Here is a 22,262-nt window from a genome sequence, read left to right on the forward strand (position 1 = left end):
AATATCGGTTCGCTTGCCACCCGGCAGCCCGCTCCGTACACTCGCGCCTGATTTTTCATCACGCGCGCCGTGCGGACGGCGCGTCACCGCCGCGAAGGAGGCCCGCCCATGTCCGATTCTTATTTCCCGCGCTGGCCCGTCCAGCCGGATGCCGCGGAGGGACGCGTCGTCGCGCCCGACGAGCGACTCGCCTGGCCGCAGATGATCGCGATGGGCATCCAGCACGTCGTCGCGATGTTCGGCTCGACCGTGCTCGCGCCGCTGCTGATGGGCTTCGATCCCAATCTGTGCATTTTCATGTCGGGCGTCGGCACGCTGCTGTTCTTCGTGCTCGTCGGCGGGCGCGTGCCGAGCTATCTCGGTTCGAGTTTTGCGTTTATCGGTCTCGTCATTGCGGTGACGGGCTACGGCGGCCACGGTCCGAACATGAACATTCCGGTGGCGCTGGGCGGGATTATTGCGTGCGGCGTGGCGTACATGATCATCGGGCTGATCGTCACGGCGGTCGGCACGAAGTGGATCGAAGCGCTGATGCCGCCGGTCGTCACCGGCGCGATCGTCTGCGTGATCGGGCTGAATCTCGCGCCTATCGCCGTCAAGGGCGTGATGGGCAGCAGCTTCGAGTCGTGGATGGCGCTGGTCACGGTATTGTGCGTGGGCGTGGGCGCGGTCGCGGTGTTCGCGCGCGGCATGGCGCAGCGGCTTTTGATCCTGATCGGGCTGGCGATGGCCTACCTCATCTACGCCGCGTTGACCAACGGCGCGGGCATGGGCAAGCCGATCGATTTCGCGATCGTCGCGAATGCCGCGTGGTTCGGCATGCCGCACTTCACGGCGCCCGTGTTCGAAGCCCCGGCGATGACGCTGCTCGCGCCCATCGCGATCATTCTCGTGGCGGAGAATCTCGGGCACATCAAGGCGGTCGGTGCAATGACCGGCAAGAGCCTCGACCCGTACATCGGCCGCGCGTTCATCGGCGACGGGCTCGCGACCATCGTATCCGGCTTCGCGGGCGGCACGGGCGTGACAACTTACGCCGAGAACATCGGCGTGATGGCCGTCACCAAGATTTATTCGACGCTCGTGTTCGTGATCGCCGCGCTGTTCGCGATCGTGCTGGGCTTTTCGCCGAAGTTCGGCGCGCTCATCCAGACCATTCCGGGGCCGGTGCTCGGCGGCGTGTCGATCGTCGTGTTCGGCTTGATCGCGGTGACGGGCGCGCGCATCTGGGTCGTCAACAAGGTGGATTTTTCGGATAACCGCAATCTGATCGTCGCGGCGGTGACGCTCGTGCTCGGCACGGGTGACTTCACGCTCAAGCTCGGCGGTTTCGCGCTCGGCGGCATCGGGACAGCGACCTTCGGCGCGATCATTTTTTACGCGCTCTTGCGGCGACGTGGATCTGGCGTAGTCTGACTGAGTTACCCGCTTCTTATCGTCACGCGGGCGGATGTGCCCGCGTGACCTTCGCTTCAAAGCCTCCTCTTTCCCTCCCTCCCCGCATTCGACGACTCACTTCATCGCCCCTTGCGACGAAGCGTCACCACGGACTTTCCTGTGCATTCGCGTATAGGAACCGTCTGATGTCGTGCCTAATCACTCCTCGATAGATTCCCAATTTATAGAGACGCGGCGCCGAATCTCAGACACCAACGTCCTAGTTCTCTGGCTTTCATCAGCGGTATTGCTTGATTTGCTGATTAAATCAGTATTGCTAAGTAAGTTTTAAGCGGTGACGTGCGTGGCTTTTTTTTGCCACCGCACCCATCACCGCATCGTTGAGAACGTGCCTGTCGGCACATTTAGGAGCGCTAAATTGATGATCAAGACAACATCTGAGCACCGGACGCCGCGTCTTGCCGGAGCGATTGCGCCAATCCGTTCGTCGCAACGGACGAAACTGTCGCGAATTCTGGCGGCGATCTCCCTTTCGCTGACGGGGCTGGCCTTCACGAGTAGCGCCTTTGCCACGATAACGCTGGACTTCGGCTCGCATTCGAATAATGTTGTCGGAGGCCGGCCGGGCGCCGGTGTTGCCATTGGCTATCTTGCGAATGCCGACTCGACGGCGCTCACGGGATCCTCGCCGGTTGCGATCGGGGCCACCACCAATGCGAGCGGCGCGGGCTCGCAGGTAGCAATCGGTGACCAGGCGGTCGCGACAGGCACGAATGCAATCGCCATTGGCGGCAACCCGTTCACGAACGCCACGTCGGCGCTCGGCGATTACGCCGTATCGATCGGTTCAGGTTCGCACGCGACGGGCTACGGCTCACTCGCATTCGGTGCCGACAAGACCGCGGGTGCTCAGGCATCGGGACAGTACGCACTGGCATTCGGGGCTCGGTCGGTCGCATCCGGCAACAATTCGTTTGCGTTCGGAACCGGCGCGGCCGCCTCGGCCGACAACGCGCTCGCTTTCGGCACAAGCGCCGCGGCGTCCGGACAATCCGCGCTTGCATTCGGCAATACGGCTGCAGCTTCAGGCGACAGCGCGCTCGCCTTCGGCAAGAACGCGCAGGCACTCAACGCCAACGACGTCGCCCTCGGTTCCAACAGCGTGACGGCGGCGGCAGTCGGCACGTCGTCGGTGACCATCAACGGCACGACCTACGCGTTCCAGGGCGTCAATCCGACCAGCACGGTCAGCATCGGCGCTGCCGGCGCGGAGCGCACGCTGACCAACGTCGCCGCCGGCCGGATCGACGCAACCAGCACCGACGCCGTGAACGGCTCCCAACTGAACGCGACGAATCTTGCGCTCGCGGCCGAAGACCAGAAGGTCAACACGTTCGGCGGCAGCGTGGCGAGCGCGCTGGGCGGCGGGGCGACCTTCGATCCGGCAAGCGGACAGATAAGCGCGCCGGTCTACGGCGTGTATGGCCAGTCGTATACCGGCGTAGCCAGCACGGTCGAGGCGCTGCAGAACAACGCGCCGTTGCAGTACTCGACCTCCGCCGCGCCCACGACCGGACTCGGCGCGGCAGGCCAGCCGGTATCGAACGACGTGACGCTGGTCGGCCCGAACGCGAGCGCGCCGGTGACGCTGCACAACGTCGCGACGGGCGTGGCCGGCACGGATGCGGTGAACGTCGCTCAACTCAAGGCGGCCATCGGCGGCGTGGTGATCAACGTGCTGCCGCCTTCCGGTCCGACCTACGTCGCCAACAATCCGGTGACTTACGTCGCACCGGCCGCCAGCGGTTCCAACGCGCTCGCTGTCGGCAGCGGCAGCACGGCATCGGGTACGTCTAGCACGGCAGTCGGTGGCGGCAGCGTCGCATCGGGCGCGTCGAGCACGGCGATCGGCAATGGCGCGGGCGCGAACGCGGACAATTCGATCGCGCTCGGCGCGAACTCGGTGGCGAATCAGGCGAACACGGTGTCGGTGGGTTCCGTGGGCAACGAACGCCGCGTGACGAACGTTGCGCCCGCCGTCAACGGCACGGACGCGGTCAACCTGAATCAACTGAACGCCGGTCTCGGCAACATGCAGAATCAGGTGAACAACGTCCAGCAACAAGTGAACGACAACCTGAAGAAGTCGTACGGCGGAACTGCGGCTGCCATCGCCATTGCCGCGCTGCGTTACGACGATCGTCCCGGCAAGATCTCGGCCGGGGCCGCGACCGGCGTCTATCACAATCAGATGGGTCTCGCGATCGGCATCGGCGGTACGTCGAACGATGGCACGTGGCGCGTGAACGGCGGCATCACCATGTCGCCGACGTTGTCGTCGCCGGATTTCGGCGGCGCGGTCGGCGTGACGCACACCTTCAACTGATCGTGGCGTGATCTGCTCCAAGGCGGGCGCATCCTGAACCGGTGCGCCCGCCGCCGCTTTCAACTGGCCGTGCCGCGCTTGCGGTTGACGATCGCCGTCTCCGAAAGATCGATTTCCCGCATCAGCTTGCTCAAGGTCTCGTCGTTGATCGCCTGGGCGTAGCGCAGTCTCAGCAGTTCCGTGCGTTCGGCGCGCAGCGCGGCCATCTTGAGGCGCGTTTCCATCAGCTCGCTTTTTCTGGCCGCCACGCGCGGCGCTTCTTCGTCGCCCAGTTGTTCGAGGCGGCGCCGGTACAGGCTCATCACGCGCGCGGTGGAATCGGCGCAGCGGGCGGACGCGGCTTCGTCCATTTGCTCAATGAGTTCGTCGTGCGTGTCGTCGATCGCGCGGATCGCCGCCTGCGCCGCGCTGCGACGCGCCATGCGTTCCTCGGCCGCGTGCGGATTGCGCTCCCGCGCGACGCCGCGCAGCATCAGCGGCAGGCCAACGACCGCGATCAGCAGCGACACCAGAATCACCGCCGACGCAATGAAGATCGCCAGATCGCGCCCGGCGAGCGGCGTGCCGTTCTCCAGCGCCACCGGCAGCGACAAGACGCCCGCGAGCGTTACCGCGCCGCGCACGCCGGCAATGGTGGTCAGCGCGAGCGTGCGCACGCCGGGCGCGGCGCTGTCGAGGCCCTGCTTGGCCGTTCTGCGCGCGGCGACCCAGCGCAGCGAATACACCCACACGAAGCGCAGCGCGTAGAGCGCGACCAGCGTCGCGAACACGTAGCCGAGCAGCAGCCCGACTTGCGCGTTGCCGTCGTGATGCGCCTCGATCAGCGCCTGCCCGATGATGTGTGGAAACTGCAGCCCGAGCAGGATGAACACCATGCCGTTGAAGACGAACTCGATCATCGTCCACGTGCTCGTCATGCGCACGCGCACCGCGCTCGGAACGCTGTCGCGCAGGCTCTGGATGTTCATCACCATGCCCGCCGACACGGCCGCCAGAATGCCGGAGCAGCCCGTGTGCTCGGCGACGACATAGGCCGCGAACGGAATCAGGATCGTCAGGATCACGCCGGCGGCCGGGTCGTCGTCTTCGGAGAATTTCAGCAGGCGCGACGGAATTTCGGTCACGGCCCAACTGATCACCGCGCCGATCGCGATCCCGCCCGCCGCGATGATGAAAAAGCTGACGGTGGCGTCGCGCAGCGAGAACACGCCCGTCAGCGCGGCCGCGATCGCGAATTTCAGCGCGACGAGGCCCGACGCGTCGTTCATCAGCGCTTCGCCTTCGAGGACGTGCATCAGGTTCGCCGGAATGCGATTGCGCCCCGCGATGCCCGTGAGCGCGACGGCATCGGTCGGCGAGAGCACGGCGGCGAGCGCGAACGCGACGGGCAGCGGCATCGACGGAATCATCGCGTGCAGAAAAAAGCCGAGCACGCCGACCGTGATGAACACGAGCCCGAGCGCGAGCATCAGGATCGCGCGGCGCTGCATGTACAGCTCGCGCTTCGGAATGCGCCAGCCGTCCGCGAACAGCAGCGGCGGGATGAACAGCAGCATGAAAAGTTCGGGATCGAAGGTGACGTGCAGACCGAGGCGCGGCCACGCCAGCAGCGCGCCGATCGCGATCTGGATAAGCGGCAGCGGCAGCTTCACCGGCAGCAGGCTCACGCCGAGTCCGGAGAGTGCCACCGCGAGCAGCAGAATGAGAACGGTAAAAACGATTTCCATGTGTGCGCTATAGCACGACGCACGCGGGCGTCCGGCGCGCGCGGCGTCTACGATTGTTTCGATGAGCGGAAAGTGTAGCCCGTGCCGGCGAAGCGGTCAGCGTCCCGTGCCGCGCCGTTGCCCGACGGACGTCGTCCGCCGATTTCGCACCGCAACGGTGCGCGTGCACGTGAAATCGCCTGCCGACGGTGCATGTCGCGGGCAAAAGGCCGACGAATCGCGTCGCTGCGCGCCTCGCCGTGCGCATGGAGCTTGCTTAAACGAAAGCCACGGGACGTTCAGACTCCCGACGAGATCATCGAGGGCTGTTCTATGAAAATGGTTTGGGGCGGATCCGCCGCGGGTCCGGTGGCAGTGACGACGCAACGCACGCGCAGGTCGGTGGCGCATCGCCCGGGCTCACAGGCGAGGACATCGACATGGTGATCGCAAATCCCGAGAAAGCGACGGTGACCACGCGCAGCTTCGAGCTCGGCGTGATGTCGGGACTCGAGCGCTATTCGGTCGAACACGGCGAGCTGACGTTATCGAGCGTGTTTCAGCCGGTGTTCAGCCTCTCGCATATGCGGGCGGTCGGCTACGAGGGGCTGTTGCGCGCGCACGATGCGCTCGACCGGCCGGTGTCGCCGCTCGACGTGTTCGGGCAGGCGTCGCGCCTGGGCGAGGCGTTGCAGATCGACCGGCTCGCGCAGGCGCTGCATCTCGAAAATTTCAAGATGCTCGGCGCGCAGACCGAATGGCTGTTTCTCAACGTGCATCCGGGCGCGCTGACCGAGCCGTATCACGCGGCCGCGCTGATGGCGAATCTCAAGCGCCTGCATATCGAGCCGCGCCGCATCGTGCTGGAAGTGCTGGAGCAAAGCGCCGACGACGTCGAGCGGCTCGCGCTCGCCGTGCAGCAATTCCGCGAGCAGGGCTTTCTCATTGCGCTCGACGACTTCGGCGCGGGGCATACGAACATCGAGCGTATCTGGCAGCTCGATCCGGATATCGTCAAACTGGATCGCGTGATGCTCTCGCACGCCGGACAGAACGTGCATGCGCCGCTCTCGCCGCGTACGCGCAAGCAGCGGCAGAACATGGAGGCGGTGCTGTCGGGGATCGTGTCGCTGCTGCACGAGGCGGGCAAGCTCGTGCTGATCGAAGGCGTCGAGACCGAGCACGAAGCGCAACTCGCGCTCGCGAGCGGCGCGGACTTCGTGCAGGGATTTTTCTTTGCGCGGCCGCATCCGGGACCGGCGGACAGCGTGCATGCGCAGACGATCATCGGCGAGCTGACCGAGCGTTATCGTCTGCAGACCGAGGCGCGCGAGCGGCGCGTCGCCACGCGCCTGCAGCCGTATCTGCGCGCGTTCGAGCGGGCCGCCGAACGGCTCGCGGCGGGCGAGCCGCTCGAAGAAGTGTGCTGGAATTTCCTCGCGCTCGACAACGCCGCGCGCTGCTTCCTGCTCGATCAGAACGGCAAGCAGGCGGGCCGCAATGTCGTGCTGCGCGCGGACCGCGCCGCGCACGAGGCGCGCTTTCTGCCGCTCATCGACGCGCAGGGCGCGAACTGGCTGCGCCGCCCGTACTTCCGCGCGGCGCTCGGCGACCCGGAACGCGTGCATGTGACCAAACCGTATCTGTCGATCAACGAGGCGATGCCGTGCGTCACGCTGTCGGTGGAGACGCGCTCGGGAGGCAAGCGCTGCGTGCTGTGCGGCGACATCGACTGGCTGCCCGACGACGCCGAGTGACGTCGCCGAGCAAGCGCGCGGCTTATTTCACGGCGACGACCGGAATGCCCTTCAGCGATGCCGCGCCTTTCATCGTGTCGATGGCGGCGCGGACCGCGTCGCCCGTCGCCGCCTCGATGCCGATGCGCGCCGCAAGATCGCGCTCGCTGCGCTTGACCATCGCGACGTTCGCGAGCTTCACGTGGCCGTAGCCGCGCACGCGCTCGAACAGCGCGGCTAGCGTCTCTACGTCGCGGGCGTTGTCGGCGTCGAGTTTCGCCAGCGCACGCGTCAGGGTGATTTCGAAGTCGTCGGCAAGTTGGCGTTCCATGCGGCGTTCGAGCGTCTTGCCGAAGACATCGAGCGCACTGCCGCGCAGCGCACGGAATTTCGCGAGACCGCCGAACACCGGCCACATCCATTGGCCGAACACCTTCTTCTTCGGCACGCCGCCGTTTGTCGAATGCGTGAGCGCGGGCGGTGCGAGATTGAACTTCACCGCATAACTTTCGCCCGCCGTGCCTTCGAACTGAGCGGCAAGCGCCGCGCGAAACGCCGGGTCCGCATGCAGGCGCGCGACTTCGTATTCGTCCTTCACGGCGAGCAGCTTGTAGAACGAGATCGCGATGCCGCGCGCGATGGCTTCATGCCCGGCCGCCGCATTCACCAGCTTGCGATAACGCTCGACATACTTCGCGCCGCCGTACGCAAGCAGCCGTTCCTCGCGATCGCGGATCAGCTCGGGCAGCGACATATGCGCAAGCGTGACGCGCTTGGCCAGCGCTTTCGCCTGCGCGCTCAGCGCATCGAGCGCCGACATGTCGGCTGCAGCCAGACGGCCGATCGCGAATGCCAGTTTGTTCGCCGTCACCGCGACGTTGTTCAGTTCGATGGCGCGCATCAGCGCCGCCAGCGACAGCGGCACGAGCCCGAGTTGCCACGCAAAGCCGAGCATCAGAATGTTCGCGCCGATGGTGTCGCCGAGAAAGCGCGTCGCGAGTGCTTGCGCGTCGCAGTGGCGCATTGCGTCGTGGGCATCGGGGCCGGCTGCGTGGCGCATCTTGTCGAGCAGCGCATCGGCATGAAGATTCGCTTCGGGGTTCTGCACGAAGCTCGCGTTCGGAATCGCGTGCGTGTTCACGACGATCTTCGTGCGATCGTGCCGCACCGTCTGCAACGCTTCCGGACTCGCGCCGACGACCATGTCGCACGCGAGCAGCAGATCGGCCTGTTGCGTGTCGATGCGCACCTGATTCAGCAGCGCATCCGTCGCGGCGAAGCGCACGAACGACAGCACCGAGCCGCCTTTCTGCGCGAAGCCCATGAAATCGAGCACCGACGCGCTCTTGCCTTCCAGATGCGCCGCCATGCTGATGAGCGCGCCCACCGTCACGACGCCCGTGCCGCCGACGCCCGTCACGAGAATGTCGTACGGCGCCTGATCGAGATGGCCGGCCGGCAGCGGCAAGGCATCGACGCGGCGCGCGAGTTCGGCCGGATCGAATGCGTGGCCCGCGGCTTTCTTCAGCTTCGCGCCTTCGAGCGTGACGAAGCTCGGGCAGAAGCCGTTCACGCACGAATAATCCTTGTTGCACGACGACTGATCGATGCGCCGCTTGCGCCCGAGTTCGGTTTCGACCGGCTCGACCGACAGACAATTCGACTGCACGCCGCAATCGCCGCAGCCTTCGCACACGGCTTCGTTGATGAACAGACGCTTGTCCGGATCGGGAAACTCGCCTTTTTTGCGGCGGCGGCGCTTCTCGGCGGCGCACGTCTGATCGTAGATGAGCACGGTCACGCCCGGCGTGTCGCGCAGACGGCGCTGCACGTCATCCAGCTCGCCGCGATGATGGAACGTCGTGCCGCGCGGAAATTGATCTTCGTGGCCGATGTATTTCTCCGGCTCGTCGCTGACGACAACCAACAGCGCAATGCCTTCCGCCTCCACCTGCCGCGCGATCTGCGGCACGGAGATGCTGCCGTCGACCGGCTGGCCGCCTGTCATCGCGACCGCATCGTTGTAGAGAATCTTGTACGTGATGTTGGCCTTCGCGGCCACGGCCTGACGGATCGCGAGAATGCCGGAATGGAAATACGTGCCGTCGCCGAGATTCTGGAAGACGTGCGGCGTCTTGGTGAACATCGAGTGCGAGGCCCAGTCGACGCCTTCGCCGCCCATCTGGATCAGCCCGGTGGTGTCGCGCTCCATCCACGACGCCATGAAGTGACAGCCGATGCCCGCCTGCGCGACCGATCCTTCCGGCACTTTCGTCGACGTGTTGTGCGGACAGCCCGAGCAGAAGTAGGGCGTGCGCTTCACGGCATCGGCGACATTCGAAAGAATGTGCGGCGCAACCAGATCGACCACCTTGTCGCGGCGATCGAGCGCAGGCTTGTGACGCGCGAGCCAGTCCGCGAACACCGGCAGCACGCGCGAAGGCCTCAGTTCGCCGAGCGCCGACAGCAGCGCCGCGCCGTCGCGCGCGTTCTTGCCGATCACGACCGGGCGCGCGCCATCCACACGGTTGTACAGATGCTCCTTGATCTGCTGCTCGACGACCGGCCCTTTCTCCTCGATCACGAGCACTTCGCTCAGGCCTTCGACGAAAGTGTCGAGCCGCGTCGTTTCCAGCGGATACGACAGCCCGACCTTGTAGATGCGCACGCCGGCGGCATCGAGATCGTCGACGGTGAGGTCGAGCCGGCGCAGCGCTTCCATCAGATCGAGATGCGCCTTGCCGCAGGTCACGATGCCCACGTTCGCGCGCGGGCTCGGCGCGATCCATTTGTCGATGCTGTTCGCGCGCGCGAAATGGCGCACGGCGTCGAGCTTCGCGGCGAGGCGCGCCTCGATAGTCAGGCTCGGGAGATCGGGCCAGCGGTTGTGCAGGCCGCCCGGCGGCGGCGTGAAGTCTTCGGGCGCGCGCCAGTCGGTGCGGATGGCGTCGAGATCGACGGTCGAGCCGGATTCGACGGTCTCGGAAATCGCCTTGAAGCCGACCCACGCGCCCGAAAAACGCGACAGCGCCCAGCCGTAGACGCCGAACTCCAGCATGTCCGCGACGTTCGACGGATTCACCACCGGCATGTGCCACGAGATCATCGTCTGGTCGCTCTGATGCGGCATCGACGACGACACGCAGCCGTGGTCATCGCCCGCGACCACCAGCACGCCGCCATGCGGCGACGAACCGTAGGCGTTGCCGTGCTTGAGCGCATCGCCCGCGCGATCGACGCCCGGACCCTTGCCGTACCACATCGCGAAGACGCCCTCGACGGTGCGCTCCGAGTCCGATTCCACGCGCTGCGTGCCCAGCACGGCAGTGCCGCCGAGTTCCTCGTTGATCGCGGGCAGAAAGCGCACATCGTGCGACGCGAGCAGTTTCTTCGCTTTCCACAATTGCTGATCGACCATGCCGAGCGGCGAACCGCGATAGCCGCTGACGAAACCCGCCGTGTTGAGACCCGCCGCGCGATCGAGTTCGCGCTGCATCAGCACGAGCCGCACGAGCGCCTGCGTGCCCGTGAGAAAGATGCGGCCGGTCGTGGCGCTCAGGTTGTCGCTCAGTTGGTAGTCCGACAGCGCGGGCGGAGAAAAAGCATCGGCGGGGACGCGTGCGTTCATGGAATCTCGTCTCGTTCTATGTATGTGAGGCAATGCAACATTCTTTGCCGACAAATGCGGAATGTTTTTGCTCAGTCGCCCGGATTTGACGCGCATCGGCAAACATCGGCCTCGTTTTCGCGTCGATGGAGAGAAATCTTCTCGATTCGGCGTCGCTACACGTAAACCCGAAGCGGGAATGGGCACGCATCGGGGCTAATCTGAATGCCTCAATCTCGGGGAATTTGTCGGGGAAACCTACGTCCATGAAGCTCTACTACTGGCCGAAGACACGCGCCTTTCGCGCGCTGTGGATGCTCGAAGAAATGCGCGTGCCGTACCGGCTCGAATTCGTGAATATCCGCGCGGGCGCGCAGAACGATCCGAATTTTTGCCGCGTCAATCCGATGTCGAAGTTGCCCGCGCTGGAGGACGGCGTGGTGCGCGTGGCCGAGTCGGGCGCAGTGCTGCTCTATCTTGCAGACCGCTATCCGGAAACCGGCATGGGCGTGCCGCTCGACGATCCCGCGCGCGGCCGCTTTCTGCAATGGATGTTTTTCACCGGCTCATGCCTGGAACCGGCGATGGCCGAGCGCATGACCGGCGCGCGAGGCAACACGGTGAGCTTCGGCTGGGGCGATCTCTCGCGCGTCGAGCACGCGATCGAAGGCGCGCTGGAGGAAGGGCCGTGGCTGCTCGGCGAACAATTCACCGCCGCCGATATTCTCGCGGCGAGCACGTTGCAGATCGCGTTCATGGCGAAGCTGGTCGGGCCGCAGGGCGTGCTGTTCGATTATGTCGAGCGGGCGCTCGCGCGTGAGGGCTACGAGCGCGCGTCCGCAATCGATCATCGTGAGGCGGAGCGGCTGGCGCTCAGGCCGCACGCGGGTGTCGCGCACGGCACGGAAGAATCGCAATCGTGAATGCGAAGATGCCGGATCAGGGGAACGTGCGCGGCTTCGGAATGCCCGCGCCGGCCTCGATATCCGACACGGCGCGTTGATGTGCCAGTTCGATGGCTTCGGCTTTGTCCGCGAGACCGTCGTCGCCGCCGACGGTCGACCACGGCTGGACCGCTTTGTCGTGATGCCGGATTTCGTATTCGGCGTCCCAGCGCGAGCCCTGTAGTTCGACCGGCCGAACGTGGATCGCGTAGACGCCGTAAAGGAAGATCTGCTCAGGCATGATGCCCTCCGATGCAGCCGTTCGGCGCCGCGACGCGAACGCGCCGCACGCCCGCGCGGCCGCCTACAGTTCGATTTCGCCGAGGATGCGGTGCGCAAGCGCCCGTGCTTCTTCGAGCGCTTCTTCCTCGTTGCCCGACGCGGCCTCGACTTCGTAGAGTGTCGCGTCGGCATCTTCGCCGTCGTCGCGTGTCAGCGAGACGAGCCCCTGGAACTGATCGCCGTCGATGGCGCGTACGCCGATCGTCGCGGTGTAGATGCCTTTCGTGTAGATCGTGTCTTCCATGTTGGCTTCGCCTCCGGCAAGGACGAAACCATGCTAGCACGCTGATATGTAATGCGTACGACGGCGCTCCGGCAGGTTTTCAGCCGGGGTTCGGCTATTTCAGAAGCTCCTCGACTTCTTCGAGCGTCGGCGAATGCGCGCCCGAATGCCGGCACGCCGCCGCGCCCGCCGCGAGCGCGAACTTCAGATGATCCGACCAGTCGCCGTGACGCGCCATGAGGCTATAGAGCAATCCGCCGATGGACGCATCGCCCGCGCCGACGGTATCCGCCACTTCCACGCTCGGCGGACGCGCGTCATAGCGTTGCTCGCCGGCGTACAAAGATGCCTGCGCCGAACCGCGCGTGACGAGCACGGTGGCTTGCGGATTCATCGCGCGCACTGTTGCGAGCGCGTCCGCCTCGGGCATGCCCTTGAAGAGCATGTGCAGGTCTTCGTCCGATACCTTGATGAGATCGGCGAGCCCCGCCATGTTGCGCAGGATCGGCTCGTAGCCGTGTTCCATCAGATTGCGATAGTTCGGATCGAAGCTGATCTTCACGCCGTGCTCGCGCAATTGCGCCGCCAGCCGCGCGAGCGTGGCGCCGAGCGGCTGACGCACGAGGCTGATGCAGCCGAAATGCGCCCACTTCACCCGCTCCATCCAGCCTTGCGGCAGCTTCGACGGATCGAACGCGAGATCCGCGCCGTTTTCGCCCATGAAGTAATAGGTCGGCGGTTGCGTCTTGTGGACGATCGCCAGCAGCGGCGGCCGCTCGACGCGCTGCATGAAGCGCATGTCGAGACCGGACGCGACACTCGCTTCCCACAGGTCGTCGGAGAAATTGTCGGTGCCGAGCGAGCCCGCGCAGGCGGTCGGCAGGCCGAGCCGCGCGACCGCGCGCGCGACGTTCCAGCCCGCGCCGCCCGGCCGCGAAAGCCAGCTCGACACGTCCGTGCGGATCATGTCGGTGAGAATGTCGCCGGCGGAGACGAATTGGGGGAAGTGGGTTTGCTCGCTTGCCATGCTTGTCACCGTGGAGTCGAAATCGGGCCGAGCGCGTTCAGCACTTCGTAGCATGCGCCCATCGTGTGGTAATCGGTCTTGCCGGCGGGACTTTTCTCGTCGCCGTATTTGCGGTTGTCGCACGTGAGGATGCGATACCACGCGCCGTATTCGTGATCGACGAAATGCGCCCAGCTATAGCGCCAGAGTTCGTCGTAGCAATCCCAGAAGCGCTCGCGGCCCGTGCGCGCGCCGAGCAGCGCCGCCGCCGCGAAGCTTTCCGCCTGCACCCAGAAGTATTTGTCGTGGTCGCAGATGGTGCCGTCCGGGCCGAAGCCGTAATACAGGCCGCCGTGACGGCTGTCCCACGCACGGCCGAAACCCGCATCGAACAGTTCGATTGCGCGCGGCGCGAGCCACGGCAACGCGCGATGCCGTTCCAGAATCAGCAGGAGCTTGGCCCACTCGGTCTGATGGCCCGGCTGAAAGCCCCACGGACGGAAGATATTCGAGCTGTCCGATTCGTTGTAATGCCAGTCGACCGACCAGTCGCGCGTGAAGTGTTCCCAGACGAGCCCGTTCGACAGCTTCGCCTGCCGCAGCGTGATGTTGCCCGCGATCGTCGACGCGCGATCCAGATAGATGACGTGGCCCGTTGCCTCGTACGCGGCGAGCAGCGCCTCGGTGGCGTGCATGTTCGCGTTCTGCCCGCGATAGTCCGAAAGCTGCCAGTCGGGCGTGGCTTCGTCGGCGTAGAGGCCGGCTTCGGCGTCCCAGAAGCGGCGTTCGAGGAGCGCGAAGGTTTCGTCGATCAGCGGCTTCGCTTCGTCGATGCCCGCCATCGACGCGTGCGCACAGGCGAGCAGCACGAAGGCCAGGCCGTAGCAATGGCGCGTGCCGTCGAGCGTGCGCTTCTGGCCGTCGCGCCACTCGATTTCCCAGTCGTAGCCTTCGAGCGTTGCGTCCCAGTGCGCATCGCGCAGGAATTTGAACGCGTGGCGCGCGTCGTCCTGATAGCGGGCGTCGCCGAAGTGACGGAACGCCATCGCGTAATTGAAGACGAAGCGCGTGCTGCTGACGAGATGGCGCGTGGTGCGGTCGTAGACCTGGCCGTCGTCCTTGAAGAAATGAAAGAAGCCGCCGGACGGGTCGCGCGCGTTGGGCGCGTAGAACGCCAGCGTGTCGCGCACGTGCGAGAGCAGGAAGTCGCGGCTGCGGAAATCGGTCGCGCGTTCCATTGGCGCTTCTTCCGCGAGGGCAGGTGAGGCGGTCATGTTCATGGCGTGCGGATGTCCTGGTTCTCTTCCCGTTTTTCGTCCAGCTTCGTGTCCGATCGCGCGCCCGAACTCGCGCGCGCGATGAAGTTGACTGCAACGAGCGTGTCGGCCTGAGCCGGCGTGCCGGCGTGACCCGCTTGCCCCGCCTGATCTTCCAGCAGCAATTCGACGCCGCGCCGCCCGAGCGCTTCCTTGTCGACGGTTACGGTCGAGAGCGGCGGCGTGCTCTGCGCGGCGGCCGGAATATCGTCGAAGCCGACGAACGCGACGTCCTCCGGCACGCGCAGACCGTGCGCGAAACAGACGCGCATCGCGGCGAGGGCCGCTGCATCGTTATAGGCGAAAACTGCGTCGGGCAACGGACTGGATTGCGCGCGCGCGTCGGCGATCAGCCGCTCCATGGCGTCGGCGGCGGCGAGATCGGCGGGCAGGCCCGGCTGCGTCATGATTTCGAGCGTCGGATCGAACAGCAGACCGGCATCGAAATACGCTTTCCGATAGCCGAGCGCCCGCTGCGCAATGCTGTGATGCGCGAGTGACCCGCCGATGAACGCGACGCGTCGCCGCCCGGACGCGAACAGATGCTGCATCGCGAGCGACGCGCCTTTCACGTTGTCGATGTTGACGGAGCGAAAGCCCGGCGCGCGCAGGTCGATCAGCACGGTCGGGCGCGCGAGCGAATGCAGATGCGCAAGCAATTCCGGTTCGACGAAGCCCGCGACCGCGATCGCATCGGGCGCATGCAGGCGCATTTGCTGCGCGAGATCCTGAGTCGGGCCGGCGGTCAGCACCGACGGCACCAGCCGGCGTTCGCGGCACGCTTCTTCGAAGCCGTTCAGCACGTGCGAAAAGAACGGGCTGACGGCGAAATTGTTGTGCTGCCGATGCAGCAGAAATGTCACGCGACGGATGCGGGTGCGCAACTGTCCGGAGTCGTAGCCGAGCTGCTGGGCGACTTCGACGACACGCACGCGCGTTGCTTCGGACAATCCCGGTTGATTCTTGAGCGCGCGCGAAACCGTCCCGATCGAGACGCTTGCCGCACGCGCGACATCGCGAATGGTGGTGGCCATCGTGGTGTTCTCTGTCTCCGCCTTTACGGCTGTTGTCTCGACGGCGCGATGTTTACCGCAGCCGTCAAATTCGCTTGATCGGCGCGATTGTATAGTAAAACAGGGTCGAAATTACGCCGCATGAGACTGGAGAAAACCACTAGATCGTTACTGGATATGCGATTGCTTGCAATCTGTTTGTTTAGTAAAAGACGGAAAACGCTACGCGGACGCCTCGCGTTGATAGACGGTTTTCGAGTTTGTTGTCCACACGTCGAGGACGAGATCGTCGTCCCAGTAATGGCCGAGCAGCGGAAGATTCATGCGGCCGCGCAGTTTGGCGTGGACGTCGTCGCCGGTTTGCGTCCAGCCCTCGATCGGCCTGCGCCAGTGACACGCCACGACCGCGCCGTCCGGCGACAAACTCTCGTGAAGCCGCTCGACGATGCCCCATAACTGCGGTTCGTCGACGTAATAACCCATCTCGCTGATCACGACGAGATCGAGCTTGCCGTCCGGCCAGTCTTCAGGCGTCGACATGGTCGCGACGGTTACGTTCGCCATTTCGGCGACACGCCTGCGCGTGAGTTCGACGGCCTCTTGCGCAATGTCCGACGCAATCAGTTCGCCGCAACGTGGCGCAAGCAGCGCGGTCAGTTCGCCATTGCCGCAGCCGGGCTCGAACGCGCGCGCGTAGTGTTCGTGCGGAAGCGAGGCGAGCGTGAGCGCCCGCTTGCGCCGTTCGTACCAGCGGTTCCTGATTTTCCAGGGATCTTCGCTGTCTCGATACAGATTATCGAAGTACTGCTTAGTATCGTTATTTTCGATTGTCATATCAGGACGACTTCAAAGGGACGAGTCAGCCGGGCCAGCACATGCGCGGGCAAGACCGGCGCTCGGCCCGTGGTTGCGTCGGATTCGAGCTGGCTTCGGAAAGCCTGTACCGCCCGAAGTTTGCGAGCGTGTGTGTTTTCGTCGAGAACGATGCGGCGAGCACGGCTCCATGGCACGCGCGTATCGTCCGGCGACGCCCAGTGCCACGTCCACAGCGGCACTTCCACGCAAGGGAGGTCGAGCGCGCTGGCCGCGGAATGAACGGCGCGTCCGGCTGCCTCGTGGTCGGGGTGGCCATCATAGCGCCAGGTCGTGAAGACGATATCTCCAGCCTGTAGTTGTTCTGATAGAAGTCCTGATAAAGCGGTTTCGAAGTGCGCGCCGTCGCCATCCTGCAGGCCGAGCCGTATCACTTGCACGTGACGCAGATGCAGGCGCTGCAAGGCCTCGCGCGTTTCCAGCGGACGCACGCTTGCGAGCCGTTCGGGCGGCCAGTCGCGCGACTCCGGGTGGCTGGCGGTGCCGTCCGTGACCGCGATCACAAGAATGTTCCTGCTGATCTCCGAGAGGCGCGCAAGCAAGCCGCCTGTGCCTAATACCTCATCGTCCGGATGGGGCGCCACGACGACCGCGCGCGCGCCGAGCGGCACCAGTTCTCCGGGATCCACCGCGGGCAGGGCGCTGAGTCGCGCCCAACCCTGCCATGCCGCTTCGGGCGTGCCGTCGCCGGAAATCTTGCGATCGTGGTCGCCTTGGTCCGTCGGCGTACTGGTGGTCACAATTGCCATGAAATCTGTTCCTCCTCGATGACGCGTTCGGCGAGCGATGCTTCGTCCCGCTCGGCGTGGCTTTGTCGAATGAAAATGGGCAGATCGGCCATCAGCTGGGCGAAATGCGCGTCGCGGCACAACGGCCCCGCGCCGAGCGCGCGGCCGGCGCGTTCGACCACGCACACCGCCGCCTGCTCGGCGGCGAGGCGCGCGCGCATGGCGTGCGTCGCGGCTTCGGCTTGCGGATGCCGGTCGATGAACGTGGCCGTCTCGCGCAACAATGCAGCCGTGCTGCGCAGCGTGGTGTCGATGGCGCCGAGATGCGCGAGCTTGTACGGACCGGCACGATGCCGCGCGTCGCGCGCGACGAACTCTGCGATGGCGGCGGCCGCGCCGAACCAGCAGGCGGCAATGCCCGCGCCGCCTTGCCAGAAGCCGGGCCGCTCGAGATAGGCACGCGGCAATCCGATGCGCCGCGCGGGCACCTGCTCGAAGTGCACATCGAGACTCATGCTCGCGTGCATGCCGACCGCGCGCCAGCCGGAATCGGTGATACGCACGCCGGGATGATTCAGTTCGACGGCGGCGAGCACCGGCTCGTCCTGCTCGTTCCAGGCGCTCACGAGCGCGTGCGTGACCGACGCCGCGCCGGAGCACCACGCCTTCGTGCCTTGTAGACGCAGCGTGTCGGCGCCGCTGTCGCCCAATGCCGATACGCGCGCGTTCGGGGGCTCCGCCGCCCACACGGCCCATGCGCTGCCTTCTGGCGCCTCCCAGGCGGCAAGTTCGGCGAGGATCGCGAGCGCATCGGTATGGCCTTCGTACAACTTGACCAGCGACAGATCGAACGCGGCAACTGCGCCGAGCGCGCGCCATCGCTCGGCGGTATCGCCGTGGCCCGGCAAGGGCGGACGGTCGAGGCGCATGTCGATCAATGCGCGCAACGCACGGCCCACGGCCTGCGCGCTCCCGCGCTCGAACGGCATCTCGCTCAGGAAAGCGCGCAGGGCGGATGCCGTGGCGTGCTGACCGGTGGTCGTGGAAATCGATATCGACATGGCCCGGTTCATTCCTTTTGTTCTGTCTGGCGTGGAGAGAATCGTGTGCGCATGGTGAGTCCTGTGTCCGCTTCTTGCATGATCCTGAACAAGAGTGTGGCAAGGCACATGCCCGACCGCCACTCGGCCAGACGGTATAGGCCGAAACGACGGGCGAAGGGCATCTTGTGCCGTCAAACGATTGCAGCGGAGCAGGGTTTCGGGCCTATGCCATCTGGCCGAATCGACGCCGGCGCGCAGCCGGGCTTAAATGACACAAAGGCCGCACGCGGCGGCCTTTATCAAGGAAAAGAACGGAGGGAAGCGATGACTAGCGAATCAGCGGCGGGCGGGCGCGGCCACGGGCTTGCCTTCGCGCGCCGGCTCGGCGGCGGTCTTGCGCGCGCCCCAACGTTGCGCGAGCACAGCGCACACCATCAGCTGAATCTGGTGGAACAACATCAGCGGGAGAACCACGGCGCCCACGGCATGCGAAGCGAAGATGACTTTCGCCATCGGAATGCCGGACGCAAGGCTCTTCTTCGAACCGCAAAAAATAATGGTGATCTGGTCCGCGCGGCTAAAGCCCAGGCGCTTGGCCGTGAAAGCGGTGATGAAGAGCGCCGCCGCCAGCAGCAGAATGTTCACGGCGACCAGGCCCGCGAGCGTGGAAAGCGAGATCGAATGCCAGATGCCTTCGTTCACGGCCTCGCTGAACGCCACGTACACCACGAGCAGGATCGAGCCCTGATCGACGAACTTGAGAATCGCGCGGTGCCGGTCGATCCACGCGCCGATCGCCGGCCGCAGCAATTGTCCGGCAATGAACGGCACGAGCAGTTGCAGCGTGATATTGCCGACCGTGTGCCACGGCGAGCCGGTGGTCGCGCCATGATTGCTCACGACCACGCCGACGAGCGCAGGCGTGATGAAAATGCCGAGCAGGCTCGACGCAGACGCGCTGCACACGGCGGCCGGCACGTTGCCCTTGGCCATGGACGTGAAAGCGATCGAGGATTGGACGGTCGAGGGCAGCGTGCACAGGAACAGGATGCCGGTATAGAGCGCGGGCGTGACGAGCGGCGTCAGCACCGGCTTGAGCACGAGCCCGAGCAGCGGAAACAGCGCGAAGGTGCTCAACAGGACGACGAGATGCAGCCGCCAGTGAGTCGCCCCGGCCACGATCGCCTCGCGCGACAGCTTCGCCCCGTGCAGAAAGAACAGCAAGCCGATGGCGATATTGGTGACCCAGTTGAACGCGATGGCCGCGCTGCCGCGGCAGGGCAGAAAACTGGCGAGGATGACGGTGCCGACAAGCGCCAGCGTGAAATTGTCGGGGAGAAGTTTGGGCCTTGCCATTCAGAGATCTCGCGCTTGGACTTGCAACTCAGCCGTGGCGGGCGTTTGCGGCGTCAAGTCAGGAAAAACCATGATTTTCGCTCGCGTCCGATTAAATTGGCAAATTCATTTCTTCGATCGATTGATTACCAAAGCGCATGGACCAGCGTAAACGGACGGTGGACCGGGGTTTAGTGCGAGCAAGGAACGGGCCGTTGACGGGTCATTTTGCGCACGCCGGAATTGATCGGTGTAGCAGAAATTTCGTCACATGAATCGGCGTCCAAAACGTGCCGCGGAAACGAAAAAACTCTGACGTAACATGGTGTTACAACCATCGTGGAGGCCTAACACTTTTTGGCTCGACTGTCGTCGCGCAGAGAAATAAATTGTTGGATACACCGGCGGCCTGTGTTGCACAAAGTCTCAGATTGCAACGCTCGAATGTTCCGACTACCGCCGGTTGTCCGATTGGCTCGATCGCCGCCGCTGAGTTGCGAATTCCACGGACGAGGATAAGTCGGACGCAGGCAGTTTCGACATGGCGCTCACTGGCTTTCGCAAGACTACCCGGCTTTTCGCATCCGCTGCGCTCGGCGCGCTGGCGGTCGCGGGTTCGCTCGCCCTTGCGGGGCCGCGCGCAGAGTGGTTGTCGCCAGCGGTGTTCGACAATTCCGCGAGCAGCAGGCAGTCGCTGCATTACACGGCTGTCGCGGCCAAGGACGGACTCACGCCCGTCAGCGCGGAAGTTCGTCCGGGTCCGCGCGTCGATCAGGCTGTTCCTATGCGCGGTTCGGGGTCCATTCGCGCCGACATCACCCGCTACAACGAAGAGCGCAGTGTGCCGCGCCCGCCGGGCCGTCCGTCCGATGACGGCCGCACGCCGGCCACTGCGAACTATCGCAACTGATTTTCACGCCGCTTTACACGGTTTTTCACCGCTTTCCACCATTCCACCATTTCGCAATTCGCGTCGAAGCCGGCTGAAAAATCGCCGCTGAATACGCACGCCGCTTTATCCCGCTGAACGAAAAACTATTGGCGCGTCCAGTTCCACTGTCACGTTGACGTAATCACGCCACAGTTACGCGTCGAAATCTTCATAAACATTCCTCTCTTTTTTCCGTGCGCGGACAATGCGCCCTGCCCGGAAGAATGTCGTTTTGCAGATATTTCGATTGGCTTTCGAGACTCGGACAAGCGCGCCAGCGCTGGCTCTGCCTACTGGCGATTTGCGCGCCGAGTCGAAGCGCGCACGCGCTCGACTGCGCCGGGCTTCGGCCACGCACAGTCGGAAGTATTCGAACCGCTATACCCGCAATAACCAAAAACATTTTTGACCGGAAAAATGGTCCGTAAAGATGGTGCCGCTCCACACGCGATGCCTCTCTCGCCCAAAAAACCGTCAGCCCGGTCAGACGAGGCGAGTGCAACGTCCCTCGCCCGCCAAGCCTTCAATTTTCGACAAAAGACAGGAGAGTTCATGAAGCCAACCGTCAACCGTGCGCCGAAGAATACGGTGAAAGCAACGGTCAAGGCCACCGCAGTCGCCGCAGCAATGCTCGGCCTCTTCGCGGCGGGGTCCGCGCAAGCGCAGTCGAGCGTGTCGCTGTACGGGCAGGTCGACGAATGGGTCGGCGCCACCAAATTTCCGGGCAGCGATCGCGCATGGAACGTGAGCGGCGGCGGCATGTCGACGTCGTACTGGGGCTTGAAGGGCGCCGAAGATCTTGGCGGCGGCTACAAGGCCATCTTCACGTTGGAAAGCTTCTTCCGTGCGCAGAACGGCCAGTACGGCCGCTTCCAGGGCGACACATTCTTCGCGCGTAACTCGTACGTCGGCATTCAAGGTCCGATCGGTACGTTCACCGCCGGCCGCCTGACCACGCAACTCTTCGTCTCGACGATTCTGTTCAACCCGTTCGTCGACTCGTACGTCTTCTCGCCGATGGTCTACCACGTGTTCCTGGGTCAGGGCACGTTCCCGACCTACACGACGGACCAGGGCGTGACGGGCGACTCGGGCTGGAACAACGCGGTTCAGTACACGTCGCCTGACTTCAACGGCCTGTCGGGCAGCGTGATGTACGCGTTCGGCAACAATGCGGGCGATGGCCGCTCGAAGAAGTACAGCGCGCAGTTCCTGTACTTCCACGGCCCGTTCGCGGCGACCGGCGTCTATCAGTACGTGAACTTCAACAACACGCCGGGCGACCTGCCGACGTCCAACGCCTTCACGATTCCCGGCTTCAAGAGCCAGAGCGTTGCGCAACTGGGCGCGTCGTATGACCTGAAGTACGTCAAGTTCTTCGCGCAGTACATGTACACGAAGAACGACATCGATGTCGGCACGTTCCACGTCAACACGGGGCAAGGCGGCGTGACCGTGCCGCTCGGCCCGGGCACGGTGATGGCGTCGTATGCGTACTCGCGCAGCAACGGCGGCCTCGACCAGACGCACAAGAGCTGGGCGCTCGGCTACGACTATCCGCTGTCCAAGCGCACCGACGTCTACGCTGCGTACCTGAACGACAAGTACACGGGCATCTCGTCGGGCGATACGTTCGGTGTCGGCATCCGCGCGAAGTTCTAAGCGGAACTACGCTTCAAACGAAAACACCGCGCTCCAGGGCGCGGTGTTTTTTTATCGGCTGCACAAACGCAGA

The 22,262-nt window shown here is 64.6% G+C and carries 17 protein-coding genes; 6 read left to right on the top strand and 11 right to left on the bottom strand.

What is annotated here, in order from left to right; genetic code table 11:
* The first annotated feature begins 108 nt into the window (after positions 1-108).
* Positions 109-1,416 carry a solute carrier family 23 protein gene (locus BRPE64_RS00310; protein WP_016343984.1) on the top strand — a complete coding sequence of 436 codons (1,308 nt, stop codon included), beginning with the start codon at positions 109-111 and terminating at the stop codon, positions 1,414-1,416.
* Positions 1,417-1,819: 403 nt separating this feature from the next.
* The gene (locus BRPE64_RS00315; protein ID WP_016343985.1) at positions 1,820-3,784 is read left to right on the top strand and encodes a YadA family autotransporter adhesin; all 1,965 of its coding nucleotides are present in this window, start codon (positions 1,820-1,822) and stop codon (positions 3,782-3,784) included.
* A gap of 59 nt (positions 3,785-3,843) precedes the next feature.
* Here the strand turns inward: BRPE64_RS00315 and BRPE64_RS00320 are convergent, their stop codons facing one another.
* The gene (locus BRPE64_RS00320) at positions 3,844-5,511 is read right to left on the bottom strand and encodes a Na+/H+ antiporter (RefSeq protein WP_016343986.1); all 1,668 of its coding nucleotides are present in this window, start codon (positions 5,509-5,511) and stop codon (positions 3,844-3,846) included.
* A 419-nt stretch (positions 5,512-5,930) separates the two neighbouring features.
* On the opposite strand from BRPE64_RS00320, the gene BRPE64_RS00325 reads away from it, so the two are divergent.
* Positions 5,931-7,247 (top strand): sensor domain-containing phosphodiesterase, encoded by a 1,317-nt coding sequence (locus BRPE64_RS00325; protein WP_016343987.1) that lies wholly within the window; start codon positions 5,931-5,933, stop codon positions 7,245-7,247.
* Between the two features lie 22 nt (positions 7,248-7,269).
* Here BRPE64_RS00325 and BRPE64_RS00330 read toward each other — a convergent pair whose 3' ends face one another.
* Positions 7,270-10,854, bottom strand: coding sequence for an indolepyruvate ferredoxin oxidoreductase family protein (locus tag BRPE64_RS00330; protein WP_016343988.1), 3,585 nt, complete (start codon positions 10,852-10,854; stop codon positions 7,270-7,272).
* Between the two features lie 245 nt (positions 10,855-11,099).
* Here BRPE64_RS00330 and BRPE64_RS00335 point away from each other — a divergent pair, with 245 nt between their 5' ends.
* Positions 11,100-11,756, top strand: a complete 657-nt coding sequence (locus tag BRPE64_RS00335) for a glutathione S-transferase family protein (RefSeq protein WP_016343990.1) — start codon at positions 11,100-11,102, stop codon at positions 11,754-11,756.
* A 16-nt stretch (positions 11,757-11,772) separates the two neighbouring features.
* Here BRPE64_RS00335 and BRPE64_RS00340 read toward each other — a convergent pair whose 3' ends face one another.
* The 9 genes from BRPE64_RS00340 to BRPE64_RS00380 form a co-directional block, all read right to left on the bottom strand.
* On the bottom strand, positions 11,773-12,018 hold the full coding sequence (locus tag BRPE64_RS00340) for a hypothetical protein (protein ID WP_016343991.1): 246 nt from the start codon (positions 12,016-12,018) through the stop codon (positions 11,773-11,775).
* A 63-nt stretch (positions 12,019-12,081) separates the two neighbouring features.
* Positions 12,082-12,303, bottom strand: a complete 222-nt coding sequence (locus BRPE64_RS00345; RefSeq protein WP_016343992.1) for a hypothetical protein — start codon at positions 12,301-12,303, stop codon at positions 12,082-12,084.
* Positions 12,304-12,397: 94 nt separating this feature from the next.
* Entirely contained in the window at positions 12,398-13,309 is a 912-nt protein-coding gene (locus BRPE64_RS00350; RefSeq protein WP_016343993.1) for a carbohydrate kinase family protein, read from the bottom strand.
* Between the two features lie 5 nt (positions 13,310-13,314).
* Entirely contained in the window at positions 13,315-14,568 is a 1,254-nt protein-coding gene (locus BRPE64_RS00355; protein ID WP_016343994.1) for an AGE family epimerase/isomerase, read from the bottom strand.
* On the bottom strand, positions 14,565-15,638 hold the full coding sequence (locus BRPE64_RS00360; RefSeq protein ID WP_016343995.1) for a LacI family DNA-binding transcriptional regulator: 1,074 nt from the start codon (positions 15,636-15,638) through the stop codon (positions 14,565-14,567). The genes BRPE64_RS00355 and BRPE64_RS00360 overlap by 4 nt, the downstream gene beginning before the upstream one ends.
* A gap of 201 nt (positions 15,639-15,839) precedes the next feature.
* The gene (locus BRPE64_RS00365) at positions 15,840-16,451 is read right to left on the bottom strand and encodes a class I SAM-dependent methyltransferase (RefSeq protein ID WP_016343996.1); all 612 of its coding nucleotides are present in this window, start codon (positions 16,449-16,451) and stop codon (positions 15,840-15,842) included.
* On the bottom strand, positions 16,448-17,239 hold the full coding sequence (locus BRPE64_RS00370; protein WP_016343997.1) for a PIG-L deacetylase family protein: 792 nt from the start codon (positions 17,237-17,239) through the stop codon (positions 16,448-16,450). Before BRPE64_RS00370 ends, BRPE64_RS00365 begins: the two co-directional genes overlap by 4 nt.
* Positions 17,227-18,279: an acyl-CoA dehydrogenase family protein gene (locus BRPE64_RS00375; protein ID WP_016343998.1), complete on the bottom strand. Its 1,053-nt coding sequence runs from the start codon at positions 18,277-18,279 to the stop codon at positions 17,227-17,229. Before BRPE64_RS00375 ends, BRPE64_RS00370 begins: the two co-directional genes overlap by 13 nt.
* A 318-nt stretch (positions 18,280-18,597) precedes the next feature.
* A complete protein-coding gene (locus BRPE64_RS00380) occupies positions 18,598-19,617 on the bottom strand; it encodes a bile acid:sodium symporter family protein (protein WP_016343999.1) in 1,020 nt (339 codons plus the stop codon).
* A gap of 520 nt (positions 19,618-20,137) precedes the next feature.
* Here BRPE64_RS00380 and BRPE64_RS00385 point away from each other — a divergent pair.
* Together BRPE64_RS00385 and BRPE64_RS00390 are read left to right on the top strand one after the other, a co-directional pair.
* Complete coding sequence (locus tag BRPE64_RS00385; protein ID WP_016344001.1) at positions 20,138-20,506, top strand: hypothetical protein; 369 nt, start codon at positions 20,138-20,140, stop codon at positions 20,504-20,506.
* A 573-nt stretch (positions 20,507-21,079) separates the two neighbouring features.
* On the top strand, positions 21,080-22,189 hold the full coding sequence (locus BRPE64_RS00390; RefSeq protein WP_016344002.1) for a porin: 1,110 nt from the start codon (positions 21,080-21,082) through the stop codon (positions 22,187-22,189).
* The last annotated feature ends 73 nt before the right edge of the window (positions 22,190-22,262 follow it).

Origin of the sequence: Caballeronia insecticola (assembly GCF_000402035.1) — a bacterium.
GTDB lineage: Bacteria > Pseudomonadota > Gammaproteobacteria > Burkholderiales > Burkholderiaceae > Caballeronia > Caballeronia insecticola.

What these genes read in the sequence shown, in the direction of transcription:
- BRPE64_RS00310 (WP_016343984.1), top strand. Translation starts at nt 109, where the DNA reads ATGTCCGATTCTTATTTCCCGCGCTGGCCCGTCCAGCCGGATGCCGCG.
- BRPE64_RS00315 (WP_016343985.1), top strand. Translation starts at nt 1,820, where the DNA reads ATGATCAAGACAACATCTGAGCACCGGACGCCGCGTCTTGCCGGAGCG.
- BRPE64_RS00320 (WP_016343986.1), bottom strand. Translation starts at nt 5,511, where the DNA reads ATGGAAATCGTTTTTACCGTTCTCATTCTGCTGCTCGCGGTGGCACTC.
- BRPE64_RS00325 (WP_016343987.1), top strand. Translation starts at nt 5,931, where the DNA reads ATGGTGATCGCAAATCCCGAGAAAGCGACGGTGACCACGCGCAGCTTC.
- BRPE64_RS00330 (WP_016343988.1), bottom strand. Translation starts at nt 10,854, where the DNA reads ATGAACGCACGCGTCCCCGCCGATGCTTTTTCTCCGCCCGCGCTGTCG.
- BRPE64_RS00335 (WP_016343990.1), top strand. Translation starts at nt 11,100, where the DNA reads ATGAAGCTCTACTACTGGCCGAAGACACGCGCCTTTCGCGCGCTGTGG.
- BRPE64_RS00340 (WP_016343991.1), bottom strand. Translation starts at nt 12,018, where the DNA reads ATGCCTGAGCAGATCTTCCTTTACGGCGTCTACGCGATCCACGTTCGG.
- BRPE64_RS00345 (WP_016343992.1), bottom strand. Translation starts at nt 12,303, where the DNA reads ATGGAAGACACGATCTACACGAAAGGCATCTACACCGCGACGATCGGC.
- BRPE64_RS00350 (WP_016343993.1), bottom strand. Translation starts at nt 13,309, where the DNA reads ATGGCAAGCGAGCAAACCCACTTCCCCCAATTCGTCTCCGCCGGCGAC.
- BRPE64_RS00355 (WP_016343994.1), bottom strand. Translation starts at nt 14,568, where the DNA reads ATGAACATGACCGCCTCACCTGCCCTCGCGGAAGAAGCGCCAATGGAA.
- BRPE64_RS00360 (WP_016343995.1), bottom strand. Translation starts at nt 15,638, where the DNA reads ATGGCCACCACCATTCGCGATGTCGCGCGTGCGGCAAGCGTCTCGATC.
- BRPE64_RS00365 (WP_016343996.1), bottom strand. Translation starts at nt 16,451, where the DNA reads ATGACAATCGAAAATAACGATACTAAGCAGTACTTCGATAATCTGTAT.
- BRPE64_RS00370 (WP_016343997.1), bottom strand. Translation starts at nt 17,239, where the DNA reads ATGGCAATTGTGACCACCAGTACGCCGACGGACCAAGGCGACCACGAT.
- BRPE64_RS00375 (WP_016343998.1), bottom strand. Translation starts at nt 18,279, where the DNA reads ATGTCGATATCGATTTCCACGACCACCGGTCAGCACGCCACGGCATCC.
- BRPE64_RS00380 (WP_016343999.1), bottom strand. Translation starts at nt 19,617, where the DNA reads ATGGCAAGGCCCAAACTTCTCCCCGACAATTTCACGCTGGCGCTTGTC.
- BRPE64_RS00385 (WP_016344001.1), top strand. Translation starts at nt 20,138, where the DNA reads ATGGCGCTCACTGGCTTTCGCAAGACTACCCGGCTTTTCGCATCCGCT.
- BRPE64_RS00390 (WP_016344002.1), top strand. Translation starts at nt 21,080, where the DNA reads ATGAAGCCAACCGTCAACCGTGCGCCGAAGAATACGGTGAAAGCAACG.